The organism is Paenibacillus sp. FSL M8-0228, assembly GCF_038007385.1.
GTDB classification, from domain to species: Bacteria; Bacillota; Bacilli; order Paenibacillales; family Paenibacillaceae; genus Paenibacillus; species Paenibacillus polymyxa_D.
In genome coordinates, this window is record NZ_JBBOXA010000001.1 from 3,452,650 (window position 1) to 3,467,128 (window position 14,479).

At 46.3% G+C, this 14,479-nt stretch carries 15 protein-coding genes; 1 reads left to right on the forward strand and 14 read right to left on the reverse strand.

The window, feature by feature from the left end:
• Positions 1-7: 7 nt before the first annotated feature.
• The 9 genes from lysA to MKY98_RS15375 form a co-directional block, all read right to left on the reverse strand.
• Positions 8-1,375, reverse strand: coding sequence for a diaminopimelate decarboxylase (gene lysA / locus MKY98_RS15335; protein ID WP_069012713.1), 1,368 nt, complete (start codon positions 1,373-1,375; stop codon positions 8-10).
• A gap of 110 nt (positions 1,376-1,485) precedes the next feature.
• Positions 1,486-3,180 carry a spore germination protein gene (locus MKY98_RS15340; RefSeq protein ID WP_069012714.1) on the reverse strand — a complete coding sequence of 565 codons (1,695 nt, stop codon included), beginning with the start codon at positions 3,178-3,180 and terminating at the stop codon, positions 1,486-1,488.
• Between the two features lie 26 nt (positions 3,181-3,206).
• Complete coding sequence (locus tag MKY98_RS15345; protein WP_029517296.1) at positions 3,207-3,629, reverse strand: stage V sporulation protein AB; 423 nt, start codon at positions 3,627-3,629, stop codon at positions 3,207-3,209.
• On the reverse strand, positions 3,626-4,279 hold the full coding sequence (locus tag MKY98_RS15350) for a stage V sporulation protein AA (RefSeq protein ID WP_029517295.1): 654 nt from the start codon (positions 4,277-4,279) through the stop codon (positions 3,626-3,628). The genes MKY98_RS15345 and MKY98_RS15350 overlap by 4 nt, the downstream gene beginning before the upstream one ends.
• A 177-nt stretch (positions 4,280-4,456) precedes the next feature.
• On the reverse strand, positions 4,457-5,212 hold the full coding sequence (gene sigF, locus MKY98_RS15355) for an RNA polymerase sporulation sigma factor SigF (protein ID WP_023989213.1): 756 nt from the start codon (positions 5,210-5,212) through the stop codon (positions 4,457-4,459).
• A gap of 11 nt (positions 5,213-5,223) precedes the next feature.
• Entirely contained in the window at positions 5,224-5,679 is a 456-nt protein-coding gene (gene spoIIAB / locus MKY98_RS15360) for an anti-sigma F factor (RefSeq protein WP_069012715.1), read from the reverse strand.
• Positions 5,676-6,029 carry an anti-sigma F factor antagonist gene (spoIIAA, locus tag MKY98_RS15365; protein WP_013310782.1) on the reverse strand — a complete coding sequence of 118 codons (354 nt, stop codon included), beginning with the start codon at positions 6,027-6,029 and terminating at the stop codon, positions 5,676-5,678. The genes spoIIAB and spoIIAA overlap by 4 nt, the downstream gene beginning before the upstream one ends.
• A gap of 96 nt (positions 6,030-6,125) precedes the next feature.
• Positions 6,126-7,319: a D-alanyl-D-alanine carboxypeptidase family protein gene (locus MKY98_RS15370; RefSeq protein WP_029517293.1), complete on the reverse strand. Its 1,194-nt coding sequence runs from the start codon at positions 7,317-7,319 to the stop codon at positions 6,126-6,128.
• Positions 7,320-7,533: 214 nt separating this feature from the next.
• Entirely contained in the window at positions 7,534-9,180 is a 1,647-nt protein-coding gene (locus MKY98_RS15375) for a glycosyl hydrolase family 28-related protein (protein ID WP_029517292.1), read from the reverse strand.
• Positions 9,181-9,383: 203 nt separating this feature from the next.
• Here MKY98_RS15375 and MKY98_RS15380 point away from each other — a divergent pair, with 203 nt between their 5' ends.
• Positions 9,384-10,595 carry an O-antigen ligase family protein gene (locus MKY98_RS15380; protein ID WP_029517291.1) on the forward strand — a complete coding sequence of 404 codons (1,212 nt, stop codon included), beginning with the start codon at positions 9,384-9,386 and terminating at the stop codon, positions 10,593-10,595.
• A 124-nt stretch (positions 10,596-10,719) separates the two neighbouring features.
• Here the strand turns inward: MKY98_RS15380 and MKY98_RS15385 are convergent, their stop codons facing one another.
• The 5 genes from MKY98_RS15385 to spoIIM all read right to left on the reverse strand — a co-directional run bounded on the left by MKY98_RS15385 (position 10,720) and on the right by spoIIM (position 14,329).
• Positions 10,720-11,544, reverse strand: coding sequence for a purine-nucleoside phosphorylase (locus MKY98_RS15385; protein ID WP_013310786.1), 825 nt, complete (start codon positions 11,542-11,544; stop codon positions 10,720-10,722).
• Between the two features lie 72 nt (positions 11,545-11,616).
• Complete coding sequence (gene xerD / locus MKY98_RS15390; protein WP_029517290.1) at positions 11,617-12,561, reverse strand: site-specific tyrosine recombinase XerD; 945 nt, start codon at positions 12,559-12,561, stop codon at positions 11,617-11,619.
• Positions 12,562-12,669: 108 nt separating this feature from the next.
• Positions 12,670-12,912, reverse strand: coding sequence for a YqzK family protein (locus tag MKY98_RS15395; RefSeq protein ID WP_029517289.1), 243 nt, complete (start codon positions 12,910-12,912; stop codon positions 12,670-12,672).
• 166 nt (positions 12,913-13,078) lie between these two features.
• Complete coding sequence (fur, locus tag MKY98_RS15400) at positions 13,079-13,576, reverse strand: ferric iron uptake transcriptional regulator (protein WP_013310789.1); 498 nt, start codon at positions 13,574-13,576, stop codon at positions 13,079-13,081.
• A gap of 99 nt (positions 13,577-13,675) precedes the next feature.
• Positions 13,676-14,329 (reverse strand): stage II sporulation protein M, encoded by a 654-nt coding sequence (gene spoIIM / locus MKY98_RS15405; protein ID WP_029517288.1) that lies wholly within the window; start codon positions 14,327-14,329, stop codon positions 13,676-13,678.
• Between the last annotated feature and the right edge of the window lie 150 nt (positions 14,330-14,479).

A 14,479-nucleotide genomic window follows, 5' to 3' on the forward strand; every position in this document is an offset into this window, starting at 1 on the left:
GTTAAAATCAGGACGAAACCGTAATCTTGGCGTTGGGCTGAACCGCCGGACTGGCTTGATCACGAACCAAGCGCTGTGGCACAACATCGTTGCGTACGATATCTTCGTAGGTTTCCCGACGCACCACCAACTCGGCCTCACCGTTGTTGACAAATACAACTGCAGGTCGACGTATTCGGTTATAATTACTCGCCATCGAGTAATTGTAGGCTCCGGTTGAGGCAACAGCGAGCAAGTCGCCGCTATTTATACGAGGCAGCTCTACATCCCAAATCAGCATATCGCCGCTTTCGCAGCATTTGCCCGCAATGGACACCGTCTCTTCGTTCGTATCCTGCGCTCGATTAGCCAGCATCGCTTCATACTTGGCCTGATACAGTGCAGGGCGTGGATTATCTGTCATCCCACCATCTACCGAAACATATTTACGTACTTGCGGAATATCCTTGATGCTTCCTACTGTATATAAGGTCGTGCCTGAATCGCCTACAATACTGCGTCCCGGCTCAATCCAAATTTCTGGAAGTTCATCGTAAAGTCCTGAAAAATAAGTTTTCACCGCTTCGCCGATAGCCTGCACATAGGTGGAAACTTTCAGCGGTGTGTCCTCCTCTGTGTAGCGAATGCCAAATCCCCCACCCAGATTAATCACTTTGAAAGAAAACTGAAGCTGTTCCTTAATTTCTCTGGAAAAAGCTGCAACCCGTTCAGCAGCCATTTGGAAGCCATTCACTTCGAATATTTGCGAACCGATATGAGAATGTACCCCCAGCAGGTTAAGATGATCTAGCTTGATAGCCTGTTCCACTGCTTGGCGTGCTGTACCGTTCCCAATGTCAAAGCCAAATTTCGAATCTTCTTGACCTGTGGCCATATATTCATGCGTGTGCGCCTCAACCCCTGGTGTAACCCGCAGTAAGATATTCACCTGCTGTTCCTTCTCAGAGGCAAGGGCCTGCAACAAATGCAACTCCATTTCGCTATCGACGACGAAGCAACCAATTTGCGCATCTAACGCCATTTCAATTTCTTCCGGTGTTTTGTTATTGCCGTGAAAATGGATTCGTTCTGCCGGGAACCCTGCTTGTAGCGCAGTAAATAATTCTCCACTGGAAACAACGTCAAGCGACATCCCTTCTTCAGCAGCTAAAGCGCACATCGCCATAACACAAAACGCTTTGCTTGCATAAGCAACTTGAAACTTCAATCCAGTTTCACGAAAAGCTTCTATGAATTCCCGGCAACGCCGGCGGACTAACTGTTCGTCAACAATATATAGCGGCGTGCCAAAACGCTCTTTCAAAAGCGTTGTATCACAACCGCCGATCTCCAAATGTCCATTGCTGTTAATTTTACTGCTTCCATGCAAATACATGTTCTGGCGCCTCTCTTTCTGGAACAAGCTAGTCATATTCCATCGAATGTTTACACCAGTATAGCAAAAAAAACATCAAGAACAATGGATTTTTATGCAGATCATTTATATTAATGCTCCTGTCCATTGCCTGAGTTCGAATCTGTGTCGGCATCCGTATGGGGCATACGCGTATTGTCCCTCGTTTTGTTAGATGACGGGCGGTTAGCCGCATCTAGTACAGGCATACGGAACAAGATGGAAGCTAACGCTTTGGCATTAAAAGGAATGAACGGCCACAAATACGAAGAATTATATGACCGATGCAGCGTCAGCATCAAAATGATCAGTGTCGTACCCACGACAAAGCCCGGTACGTGAAAAATCGCAACAGCAACCAGCAGGAATAGTCGAATCAGTCTATTTGCCAGCCCCAGCTCGTAGCTCGGTGTTGCGAACATTCCTATGGCAGCGACAGCCATATACAGCACGACCTCATTCACGAAAAGTCCCGTCTTAACCGCTATATCACCGACCAGAATGGCTGCGATCAAGCCCATAGCGGAAGCCAGTGGTGTCGGAGTATGCACAGCCGCCATTCGCATGAGATCGACCCCTAGTTCCACGATGATAAACTGTGCAATCAGCGGAAGATGCGCTTCCTTTTGAGGACCAATAAAATCAAGAAAAGCTGGTTTTAATTCGGGATTGATGACCATTAGCAGCCACATCGGAAGCAGAAACATTGAGGCGAATATGCCTAAAAAACGTACCCACCGCAAATAACTTCCCATAAAAGCGGTTTGCCGATTTTCTTCTGCATGCTGACACAAGTCAAAAAAAGTGGTAGGCAAGATCATCACGCTGGGTGAGGTATCTACGAAAATAACGAGTCTCCCTTCCATAATATGCGATGCCACGACATCTGGTCGCTCCGAATATCGTACTAATGGATATGGATTCCAACCTTTATTGATAATCGTCTCCTCTAATTGCTTATCGGCCAGCGGAATACCATCCAAATTAACATTTTTAATTTTGTCTCGTACAGTATCCACCATCACCTTATCTACAATATCGTCAATATAGCCCAAGCATACGTCCGTTCGAGTTCGGCGTCCGACCTGCATAGCCTCAAATTTAAGTCCTGGGTCCCGCAAACGCCGGCGTACCAGACCTACATTTGTAAGCATTGTTTCAGTAAACCCGTCGCGGGCACCGCGCACAACCCGCTCCAAAGAGGGTTCCTCTGGACTACGCACCGGATAATTACGGGTATCCAGAATAAGGGAAAAACGTTCACCTTCCATGAAAAAGGCACTCATCCCCGTCAGTACCTTGTTAATGACGACTGACATCTTATCTGTCTTCTCCACCTGAATATGTGGAATAAAGTTTTCGAAATACGCTTGTAGTCCATCGGAAGAGAGATTATCCGGCGTCAGATAGGTGAGCCGCTTTAGCACTTCAAGCATAATTTGATCCTTCGCAAAGGTATTCAGGAACAGATATCCAGTATGACGCCCTCCCAGTGTCATTTCCCTGAATACGACATCAAAGGTCTCCCCCAAACCTAATACTGTTTCAAGTGTATTCTTGTTATCCTTCATCCTCGGCGATATATTATCTTCGGCCTGCCAGTAGCGAACGGACTCCTCTACGTTATCAGATCGCTCACTCTCTTTTTTGTGTTTAAAACGTGCAGATTCCTGCGCCTGCTTTTCCTGCCATGGACTCAACTTTTCTTCGCCAGTATGATATTTCCTTCCGATTACCCCGTCTTCTTGATGCTGCTCCCGATGCTCTTGATCCGCTCTGTGATCCATATTCCTTGTCCCCTTCGCTTTCGTTGTTAACGGTTGTATACAAACCAGTCAAATAAGGAACCCGTCACCTTACCAAGCACCATTGCCATTAGCAGACCGAGCATATACACGGTCATGTGGAGTCGCTTGGCGAGTATAGGCAGGAGATTTAATACCTCCGTTAAAGCCGCAGCGAGCAAACCAATAAACACTCCGCAAAATAGCCCAGGTATCCATGTAAATATGCCCGGTAGTGGCAAGCAAATGTTCCAAAAATCGACCACAGTCCCCAGCACTGAACCTATAATCATTGCCTTTTCGTATGCACGTGATTTTTTATACGTACGGGTGAGTTGAGCTAATCGCGGCATGATATCCAGCACAATAAAAAAAGCAATTACACCGCTACCCACCGCAAGGCCCCCAGCAATACCTAAAATAATCTGAAGTGCAGCCTGTACAAATATCATGGTTTCTTAGCCTTTGTCTGCAGACGGGCCATCTTTTCATATTCCTCTGCCACAACATACTGATCCACATTTTCCTGGTACAGATACATTTCCACCTCCAGCGGTGTCGGCTCCTCGTTCCAATTTTTCTTGAACAAGTGATTAAAAAAAACGATCATGCCAAAGCCGATGCCGATTGAGTAAGCAATTTGAAACAGGTACGGATGCTCATCCTTATGTCCCGTAATCATCTCCACAATCCGAACCTGTACTTCCATCATGCTAACGTCGGCATGAAAATTCATAATTGTCAGCGCAGAGCCAAAAAACAGAAGCACCCATACCAAAACAAACAGTATTTTGGACGGCTTACGGGGTTTCTCCACGAGTTCGACAAGTACATGCGGCTTCCCAAGAGATTCAACTACGACCCCCGGAATATGATCTCTAATTTTTGCTATGATCTGCAGCATATCTATCAGTATCAGATTACCGTCCTGGTGCTGCGGCCGCTTGAGAACAAGCTCAAGCAGTTCCTTTTCCCATTCAGGATTAGTCAGCAAATTGGCTACATCACCCAAATGTAAATCCTGTCCTTGTATCATGCGGACACGGCTGCGGAGCCGCAAGTAGACAATAGGAGCTACTGTAGGAGCCGGAGTATGAGTCATCCGATCCCCTCCTTATCCTCGTAATTATCAGTTAGTATGGAACGAAGCAAGGAAACCTATTCTGTGTATTGTCTTTTATCCCACGCAAAAAAAGAGTACCCCTGACCATTAAAATGGCTTTGGAATACCCTTTAAAAATACGTAAGCATAAGGATTTCACTAAGATCCTGACTGTTATTATTGGGCAATCTGATCGCGGATCAGTTGTAAAATCTTTTTTTCCAGCCGTGATACCTGCACCTGAGAAATACCAAGCCGACTTGCAACCTCTGATTGCGTCTGATCCCGGTAATAGCGCAGGTACACAATCAACCGCTCCCGCTCAGATAGTCCGCCAATGGCCTCATTGAGTGCCAGCTTGTCAAACCATCTTTCCTGGGATTCGTCAGCAATCTGATCCATAAGTGTAATCGGATCACCGTCATTTTCGAACACCGTTTCGTGAATTGAAGTAGGCGGCTTATTGGCCTCCTGCGCAAAAACAACGTCCTCTGGCGTCACTCCCAGCTCATCAGCAACTTCCTTGACTGTAGGCAGGCGGTTGAGCCGTTTGGATAGCTCGTCCTTCATTTTGCGGACCTTATTGGCCGTTTCCTTCAAGGAACGGCTAACCTTGAGTGTACCGTCATCACGCAAGAACCGTTGAATCTCACCGATAATCATCGGTACTGCATATGTTGAAAATTTGACTTCGTAGCTGAGATCGAATTTATCCACCGATTTTAACAAGCCAATGCAACCAATTTGAAAAAGATCGTCAGGTTCATACCCCCGGTTCATAAAGCGCTGCACGACAGACCAGACGAGCCGGATATTACTATTGACCAGTGTCTCACGAGCCTCATTATCACCGGATTGACTCAATGCAATAAGCCGCTTGACTTCCGCATCCTCTAAATAGCTGTGCGAAGTTTTTTTTCCTCCTGCTTCCATAGGATCAACTCCTAATTATATAAAGCTTTCTTGGATTCAATCCTTTTCTTCATCCGGACCGACGTGCCTCTGCCCGGCTCACTGACTGCTTCAAACTCATCCATGAAATTTTCCATAATTGTAAAGCCCATGCCGGAGCGTTCCAATTCAGGTTTGGACGTATATAAAGGCTGCTTGGCGAGTTCTAGATCCTCAATTCCTCGGCCTGCGTCCTCAACAACCAACGTGATCACGTCCGCTTCAATCCCGACTCTAATCGTTACGACACCTGACGGGTCGCTGTCATAGCCGTGAATGATACTGTTTGTCACCGCTTCAGACACCACGGTTTTCAAATCACTTAGCTCATCCATTGTGGGATCAAGCCTGGAAATAAAGGCCGCGACAGCCACACGAGCAAATGCTTCATTCTCGGATTTTGCAGCAAACTGCAAGCTCATGAAATTGTTACCCGTGCCTTCTCTCATGACACTACCTCCAGTTCCGTGAGCGCATTTCCCTCGTTGTCATAAATGGGCATGATTTTGAACAGCCCTGACATATCCAGCAGTCGGTGTACTGGCGGATTGACATCACAGACTGCCATTTTTCCGCCCTTTTGCTTGATCAGTTTGTACCGTCCCAAGATAACGCCAAGGCCGGAGCTATCCATAAACTGAAGATTCTTCAGGCTGAGCACAATATGCTCGCATTGCCGGCGCTGAATCGCCTCATCCATTTGCATACGGACCATGTCCGACGTATGGTGATCAAGCTCACCAGACAGCCTTACAATCAGTACCCCCCGGTGATGCTCCATTTCAATTTGCAGGTTCATGCTTGCTCACTCTCCTCCCGGTCTTGGACAAGGATTTCTACGTAGCCGCAGACGATTCCTGCCCTCCGACAAAACTAGAAGAAAACCCCGTAAAATCTACAAAGAAAATAGGTTCGACATGGTACGTTTAAACAATTTCCACCATCCGGCCTTCTCGATAGCCACAGGCGAAGTGATATTAAACTCCTTAAGCCGTTGTCCATCCTGATAGACGACCAGCTTACCAACTGGATCACCAGCCCGGACAGGAGCTTTGAGGCTTGGGGCCAGTTGCAATTCATGACGCAACGTTTGTTTGTTGCCACCTTTTTTCACCAGCACACTGTAAGAACGATCAGCCTGAATTTTCAGCTCTGGCAACACGCCTTTTTCAACTTTTACGCTGCCCAGCAATTCACCCGGCTTGTATATGGATTTCATTGTATATTGAGAAAATGCATAGTCGAACATGGAAGACACTTCATTGTTGCGTATCTTCGTATTTGGCTCCCCGAGCACGACAGCCACGACACGCAAGCCATCACGCTTCGCGGTAGCGGAAAGACAGAACTTTGCTTCTGCCGTATAGCCTGTTTTCAGCCCGTCTGCTCCAGTATAGAAACGGACAAGTTTATTCGTATTCACCAGCCAAAAGGGCTTGACTGAGGACTTACGCAAATAGTCCTGATAGGCTCCCGTATATTTCGTAATTTGCGGGTATTTCAACAACTCCCGACTCATAACCGCAATATCATGCGCAGAAGAATAGTGATTCTCTACGGGTAAACCGTTGCAATTGGCAAAATGCGTATCCTTGAGCCCGAGTTGCTGCACCTTGGCGTTCATCATCTCAACAAATGCCTGCTCAGACCCTGCAAGTTTCTCAGCCATCGCCACAGAGGCGTCGTTGCCTGAAGCCATCGCAATTCCCTTCAGCATCTCATCGACCGTCATTTCTTCTCCCGGCTCCAAGAAAATTTGCGAGCCCCCCATTGAAGATGCATATTCGCTGGCACGAACTTTATCGGTCAGCTTAAGCTTGCCATCCTGAATGGCCTCCATTGTTAGCAACATCGTCATAATCTTGGTGATGCTCGCTGGAGGAAGCTTTTCACGACTGTTTTTTTCATAGATGACTGTGCCCGTATCTGCATCCATCAGGATCGCCGAGAGAGCCTGGGGAGCTAGCTCAGCCGCTGATCCCTCTTTGGTTTTGCTATCAGGTATGCTTTCTTCGGCCCAACCGCCGACAGGGACGGCAGTCAAGGCTACCAGGCAAGCCAGGATGAACGCCACCACTTTTTTCTTCACAATCGGTTCCCTCCTCAACATATTGGCGTAAACCACCGGAGCCTATTTACTTACTCCTCCGGCCTATTCGCTGTGCTGCTAACCATTGTCGTCAGAATGAAAGAAAAATATTCCATATGACTAAAAACATCAAATAGCACCAAGCTGAGTCAGCATGGTGCGCATTTTCCAATATCTAAAATGACAGAACATCTATCGTCTGTGAAATAATTGTTTAAATTCGGCTTACGGTGAGATATGTGATACCTCCACCTGGTAGAATATCCATTGCATTTTGACTGAACACCCGTATATCAATAAAAGAATTCGCTTCCAGTCTAAGTTCCATTGCTCCACTCAATGCACTATAGTTCAGTCCGCCAATTATCCTGTCATCGAGATAAGCATAGGCGGAACTCCCGGCAAGCTGCTCATCATTCAAGTGAAGTGCTAACCGTGTACGGTTTCCATCAACTTGGGGATCGGTCGAAATGTAGACTTGTATTCTGTATTTCCCAGCTCGCTTGGCTCGCCATCGACTATTCACCGCATCGAATTCGATCAGCTCATCCTGGTTGATTTGATTGAACTTCACCTTCTGCCAACTACCTGCCGGAAGATTTTGTCTCGCTCCCAGGTAGGCTTTAACAAAGGTTTCGTCCAAATGCTCAATTCCGTTGTTCGAGTATTTCTCGACCAGCAGCAAAGCCTGCCCTGTCCCATTATTCTCGTCATAACGATTATTGTTATAGTTAAAATCCAAATGTGAGCGAAGTGTCACCTGCTGTGTGGAAGAACTACCAGAGAAAGAAATAAGCTTTTTTAGATTACGGGGATACCCTCCCACCTCGTCCACCAAAACTTTTTTGCCAATGACCACATCTACAAAATAGTTACATACGGATTGGGTATCATTGAATTTATCCGCTATCGCTAAAATGGAGTCACGCAATGCCACATTTTTGGTTTCTTTAGTAGCACCAATTTGAATAAAAGAAGGTACTGTCATCTTATGCTCTCTGCTTAGTCCCTCAAACCAGCAGCCTATAAATTCAGCGTTCATAAAATCATTAATGAGAATGGGAATATCATTGGAACTTCCATCCTTAATGTGCTGGCTAGCCAAAAATCTAGCCCCGTTGGAGCTATTCAGATCCAATGCCGTATCGTTCCCCAATGTAAAAAGCGCTATGCTAGTAAACTGTGAACTTCTATTCTGCAAGTGAATCCCTGTTTTATTGTAATTAATCTCTGTGCATTTAAATAAATTGACATCACTTTCGTAGCCCCAAAAAGCCGTTTCGAAATGCTCAATTAGGACATTATCCAGGGCAACTCCGCCGCCCTTCCAATCCTGAATACCCAAAGTACCTTTACCATAATATCCACGCTTCACCGACTGCGAAAACGGATTATTTAATGTGGCTCTGTCAGCCCCCTCGTACCGGATCGATAAGTCATGAAACTGCACATTTTGAAATCCGCTAAACGTTGGTAGACTTTCATCTCCAATTTGAAAACAAGGGCCCGTACCATAATATTCAATCGACGTAACCCCTTTGCCTTGTCGGTATCTGCCCTTATGAATGCCAAAAATGCGTACACCCTGCTTGCGAATCTGTAGGGTAGAGGTTATTTTGTATCGTCCACTGGGAATGTGAAGAATAGAATAATCGGGGGTCTTATTAATCAATTCCTGCAAAGCTGCCGTATCATCCTGAATACCATCACCAGCAGTTCCAAACCAGCTTACGTTTACACTGCGTTCAATGAATTCTTTTTCAATGGTTTTAAAATTTTCATTTAATTGCTGCGGCGTTAACTCTTTGCCCGTACCACTCAAATTCAACTTCAAACGGTCTGTAAAAAAATGATCCGCCACCCGAACACCCCCATGTTTAAAAACGTAAAAAGTTCCTCTTTGACCAGCCGAAGAATCCTTCATTTTCTTAGCATGGACTGAGTATATGCACAAGAGGGCTTGCTCTAGGCGTGGGAAAAATGAAAATAAATATTTTATTATTATTGTACAAAAAGATACGTTATGTATATTATAGATACATAACGTATCTAGGCGGTGGAACCGTGAAACATATACTTACAGTAGCTGGTTTACTGGCTTTTTCGATTCCCTATGCTTGTCAGGGTTTGTCTCCCAGAGTTATCACGATTTCCCTGCTCATCTTGTTGTTTAGCTATATCATGCTACTACCTTCACTCAGATCATTGATCGCAACCTTAGCCGACAATCCGTTGCTGACTTTACTCATGCTGTACATCGCTGCCTCCTGTTTGTGGGCTGAACAAGAGCAGACCTCTTCCTTGCTGATGGTTCTCAAATTTCTTGCCTTCTCTACCTTTGGGCTCTATTTGGCCACCCATTATACAATACAGGGCTGCATTCGTCTCTTAGTCGTTACGTTAAGTATTTTGAGCATACTCAATTTACTCGCCGTTTTGCTCGTTCCCTCCTTTGCTATTCATGGTGGCGTGGAACATACTGGGCTATGGAAGGGCATCTCTGGTCATAAGAATACACTCGGAACTCTCTCTCTGTTAGGTTTTGTTTCACATGTCATTTACTTTTTCAGGGGTAAACATAAAGTTTTGCATATTGGCTTCATCTTACTCAATGCCTTATTGCTCATCAAGTGCCAATCTACCACCTCTTTGATGCTGACATCTTCGTTCTTCGTATTTATATTGTTTATATTGCTATTCAAGAGAATCCGAAGCATTGCGTTGCGTGGTTTCTTCATTAGCTGTTCCTGCTTGCTCGTTCTTTTGGGTTTGGTGTTCACTTTTACTTATGGAGATGCGATTGCGTCGGAATTCGGAAAGACAACGACCTTAACTGGAAGAACGGAAATCTGGCAGGGGATTGCTGGTGCGATTCAGAGCCATTACTGGTTCGGACATGGTTATGGCTCCTACTGGGCAGCCCGGCCCAGTATCTATGCGAATGGAATTCGTTTTGATCTGACAAGCAGCCATAGCGGTTTCCGAGATCTGTGGATCGATGTGGGCCTTACAGGACTACTGGCAACCATTACACTCGCCATAACCACTTTATTTAAATTTAGAATTGGCAAAGCAGATATGTATACATGGCTGACGGCAGCTGTTTTTTTCCTGTTTATCATATTGAACAATATAACGGACAGCCGTTTCCTGAACTCGCTATCCATTTACTGGATTATTTTTATGGTTATTGTGATCAAGGTGCAAGAACGACATACACTGGCTGTAGCAGAAAAAGCGAATTCAACTGCATTGAGCACACAGCCTCTCCATTAGGAGATGTTACTCAAATCAACCGCTGTATGTAAAAAAGAGCCCCATACCCACGCCATCAAAAGGCGTTTGGATATGGGGCTCTTGGGATATATGTCCACCACTTCGGTTGAACATGATCCCCAATCTACATTTGTGGAATAATCGCTAGCACAAGTTTTAAAAATTGCTCACGTACCTTCTCTGCCGTCTCCATCACTTCACCATGGGACAAAGGCTGATCCAGAATGCCTGCGGCCATATTCGTGATACAAGAGAAGCCCAGTACCTCAATTCCTGCATGACGGGCTACAATAACCTCAGATACGGTCGACATACCCACTGCATCTGCACCCAGTGTACGCAGCATGACGATTTCAGCAGGCGTTTCATAGTTAGGTCCCAGCAATCCAGCATATACACCTTCCTGCAGGCTGAAGCCCTGTTGGTTAGCCGTTTGCTTGGCAATTTCACGCAAACGGCGGCTGTACGCCTCCGACATATCTGGAAAACGAACGCCCAGACCGGCATCGTTTGGTCCAATCAGCGGATTTTGTCCTGTCAGATTAAGATGATCCGAGATGACCATCAGATCGCCTGCTTCGTAGGAAGTATTTACACCACCTGCTGCATTCGTCACCAGCAGACTTTGAATCCCCAATTGCTTCATCACCCGAACTGGGAAAGCCGTCAGCTGCGGGCCATAGCCCTCATACATATGGAAGCGCCCTTTCATCATGACGACAGCGCGACCTTCAATCGTGCCTAACAGTAATTCACCCTCATGACCTTCTACCGTCGATACAGGAAAATGGGGAATATCCTGATAAGGAATACTAATTCCATCCTGAATTAAATCGGCCAGAATACCGAGACCCGATCCCAGAATAAGGCCAATCTCTGGACGTATTCCGCTCTTGGCGCGGATATAATCTGCTGCTTCCTGAATTGTAGCTTGGTTGGCTGTTGACATTAATATCTCTCCTGACTTGTACAATCGTAAAGTTATAGTCATTATCACATTTTCTATGAAACCAAAGTATCGTTATGTTCGATCTTTGCTTTCATGAGAAGTGCGGTTGCCGCCGTGCGGGTGATGCTTTTCATATACTTCCTTCATATTCCGTCTGGCCGTCTGCGCATATACCTGCGTCGTTGACAGATCAGCATGACCCAGCATTTCCTGTACAGAGCGTAAGTCCGCTCCGCCCTCCAGCATATGTACCGCAAAGGAATGCCGCAGCGTGTGGGGCGTGATATCCTCGCTTATGCCTGCTTCCTGGCCGTACTTCTTAATCATTTTCCAGAAGCCCTGTCTACTGAGACGCTGTCCAGATACGTTCAGGAACATGGCATCCTGCTCTACCTGAGCTTCTTCACCCTGCCCGGATCTCAGCAATAATAGACGCTGCTCGTCCATATAGGCTTGTGCCCACTGTGATGCCTCACGGCTGATCGGTACAACACGCTCCTTGCCTGCCTCGCCGCCACAGTGCACAAAGCGCAGATCGGTGCGCACGTCACGCACGTTTAAGGCAATCAGCTCTGATACGCGAATGCCCGTCGCATACAGCAACTCCAGCATCGCCTTGTCTCGCACCCCTTGCGGGGCAGTCACATCTGGCGCGGCCAGCAAACGCTCTATCTCATCCTGCGTTAGCACCGAGGGCTTCTTTTTAGTCGCTTTGGGCAGCTCCAGCAGAACAGACGGATCATGGATCGTAATTCCCTCCCGAATAAGAAAATGAAAAAAGGAGCGAATGGAGGCGACGCTACGTGATATTGTCGCCGCAGCCTTTCCCTGTTCCTTCAAATGGCCCAAATACAGTACCAGATGTGACCGTTGGACATTATCCGGCTGTTCAATACCACAGCTTTCTGCGAACTCGACAAACTGCTGTACGTCTCGTTGATACGCTTCCAAAGTGCTGCGCGACAAACCCTTTTCCTCTTCCATAAATTGAACGAAAGGTTGAATGTACATTTTCATGAGTTCCAAAAGTCTCCTTGTTCTGCATACAGCGGTTCAGTCTCAGCGCCTGCTTCTTCGTGTGCTACCTTCATCATTTCATAAGCTCATCAAGACCGATTACTTAGACTATTCACCATACCAGTAAAAGAAACGTAAACGTTCTAACACTGCTATTCGATGCTCGGACCCTTCATTTACTTTTTGTCCGCCAAATACCTTCACTGCATGTCCTTCCGGTATTCGGTAATGATCTACAGGTGTTATCCAATCTGTAAACAGCCTGAGGCTAAAAAAGAACATACATGCCAGCGCACCGAACAAGATTACCAAACGCAGCCATTTTAGTCCTCTCCGCAACGATAGTACCATGTGGATCAGCCGCCTTTTCCCCATAATATGGTCCTAATTAGGACTCTCTATGGAAGGGTATGACAAGCTATTCCTTTTTATACCGCTTAATCCCGAACAACAGGCTCCGAACCAAAAAAGCTCTCCCGAACGCATCTTCGTCGGTGAGAGCTTGGGTAGTCAGCTTTTAGTCCTGAGATTTGTTTTTTCTGGATTTGCCCAAAGATTTCTGAGCGGTCGTATCGTTCTTCGCCTTACAACGATAACAAATACCGTGGAAGTCCAAACGATGGTCCACTACGGTAAAGTTATATTCCCGTTCCAAGCGCTCCTCCAATGGTCCAAGCCAATCTTCCAGTATTTCATCTACACTGCCACACTGCACACATATCAAATGGTGATGGTGATGTTTGGTTGTATCGCCGCGCAAATCATAACGCGCAACGCCATCACCAAAATTAATTTTCTCCACGACATGCAGTTCACTTAGCAGTTCTAGGGTACGGTATACGGTTGCCAGACCGATTTCGGGAGCTTTCTCTTTGACGAGCATAAATACATCTTCCGCACTCAGATGATCATCTTCGTTCTCAAGTAAAACTCTGACGGTGGCTTCCCGCTGAGGCGTTAGTTTGTAGCCCTGGGATTGCAGCTGCTGCTTAATTTTTTCGATCCGTGCTTCCATGTGTCTCCCTCCCCCTGCAAAGCTACTGCCTACTGCACTTTTTTCACTCCTATTATTATAGGGGGTCTATACAAATAAAGTCAAACATTTTGAAACGGATCAAGATGACACGGAAGCTGTCAGCATAGGAGTGACCCATTGCATCATAACCGGGGTGATCCAAGTTTCAAAGGACGCGCTACCAATAAGAAGCACGATCATCACAGCAGTCAACCCTGCGTAAGACAGCAACGGACGCAGCATTCCGTCTGACGGCCGGGTAGCGAGTATTTTGGTTTTGATCATATGGATGGAAAAAGTCATCGCAGCCACGCTGCAGACGAGCAGTACCGGAATCACGAGCAGGTTATGGGGAGCAACTGAAACCAAAGAAAATAGCAGTCCTTTCCACGAATATTGCCCCACCAGATAACCTACTGAAAATCCGATTAGCACACCCTTGAGGAAATTCAATACAAGAATACCCGGTAGACCAATAACCGAAAGGCCACACACCCAAATTAGGCCGACCCATTTCAGATGTAAAGATACGCTATCCCAAAAGGTCGAAGCCGCCTGCGAATCAGCGAAGCCCTGTTCGTTTTGATTGACCGTTACAAAAAAATCCTTCAGGTAACGGGACAAATCCTGTAACTGCTCCAGCGAGAGTGCGTTTACCATAAGTGCGCCAAAGACGACTCCCACCAGAAACAGCACAGCCAAGAACACATAATATGGCGTCTGATCCTTTAACGTATGACGAAACCATTGCATCGGCGTCCTGCCCCTTTCATCTGCTTGTTTGTCCAAAAAACAACCGTAATCCGACGCCTGATGGCTAGAAATGGGGCAGCTTTCGCTGCGGATCAAACATCACGAATGATGTGCCAAGCCAGCGGCATAGATAATTTATGGTTATGAACA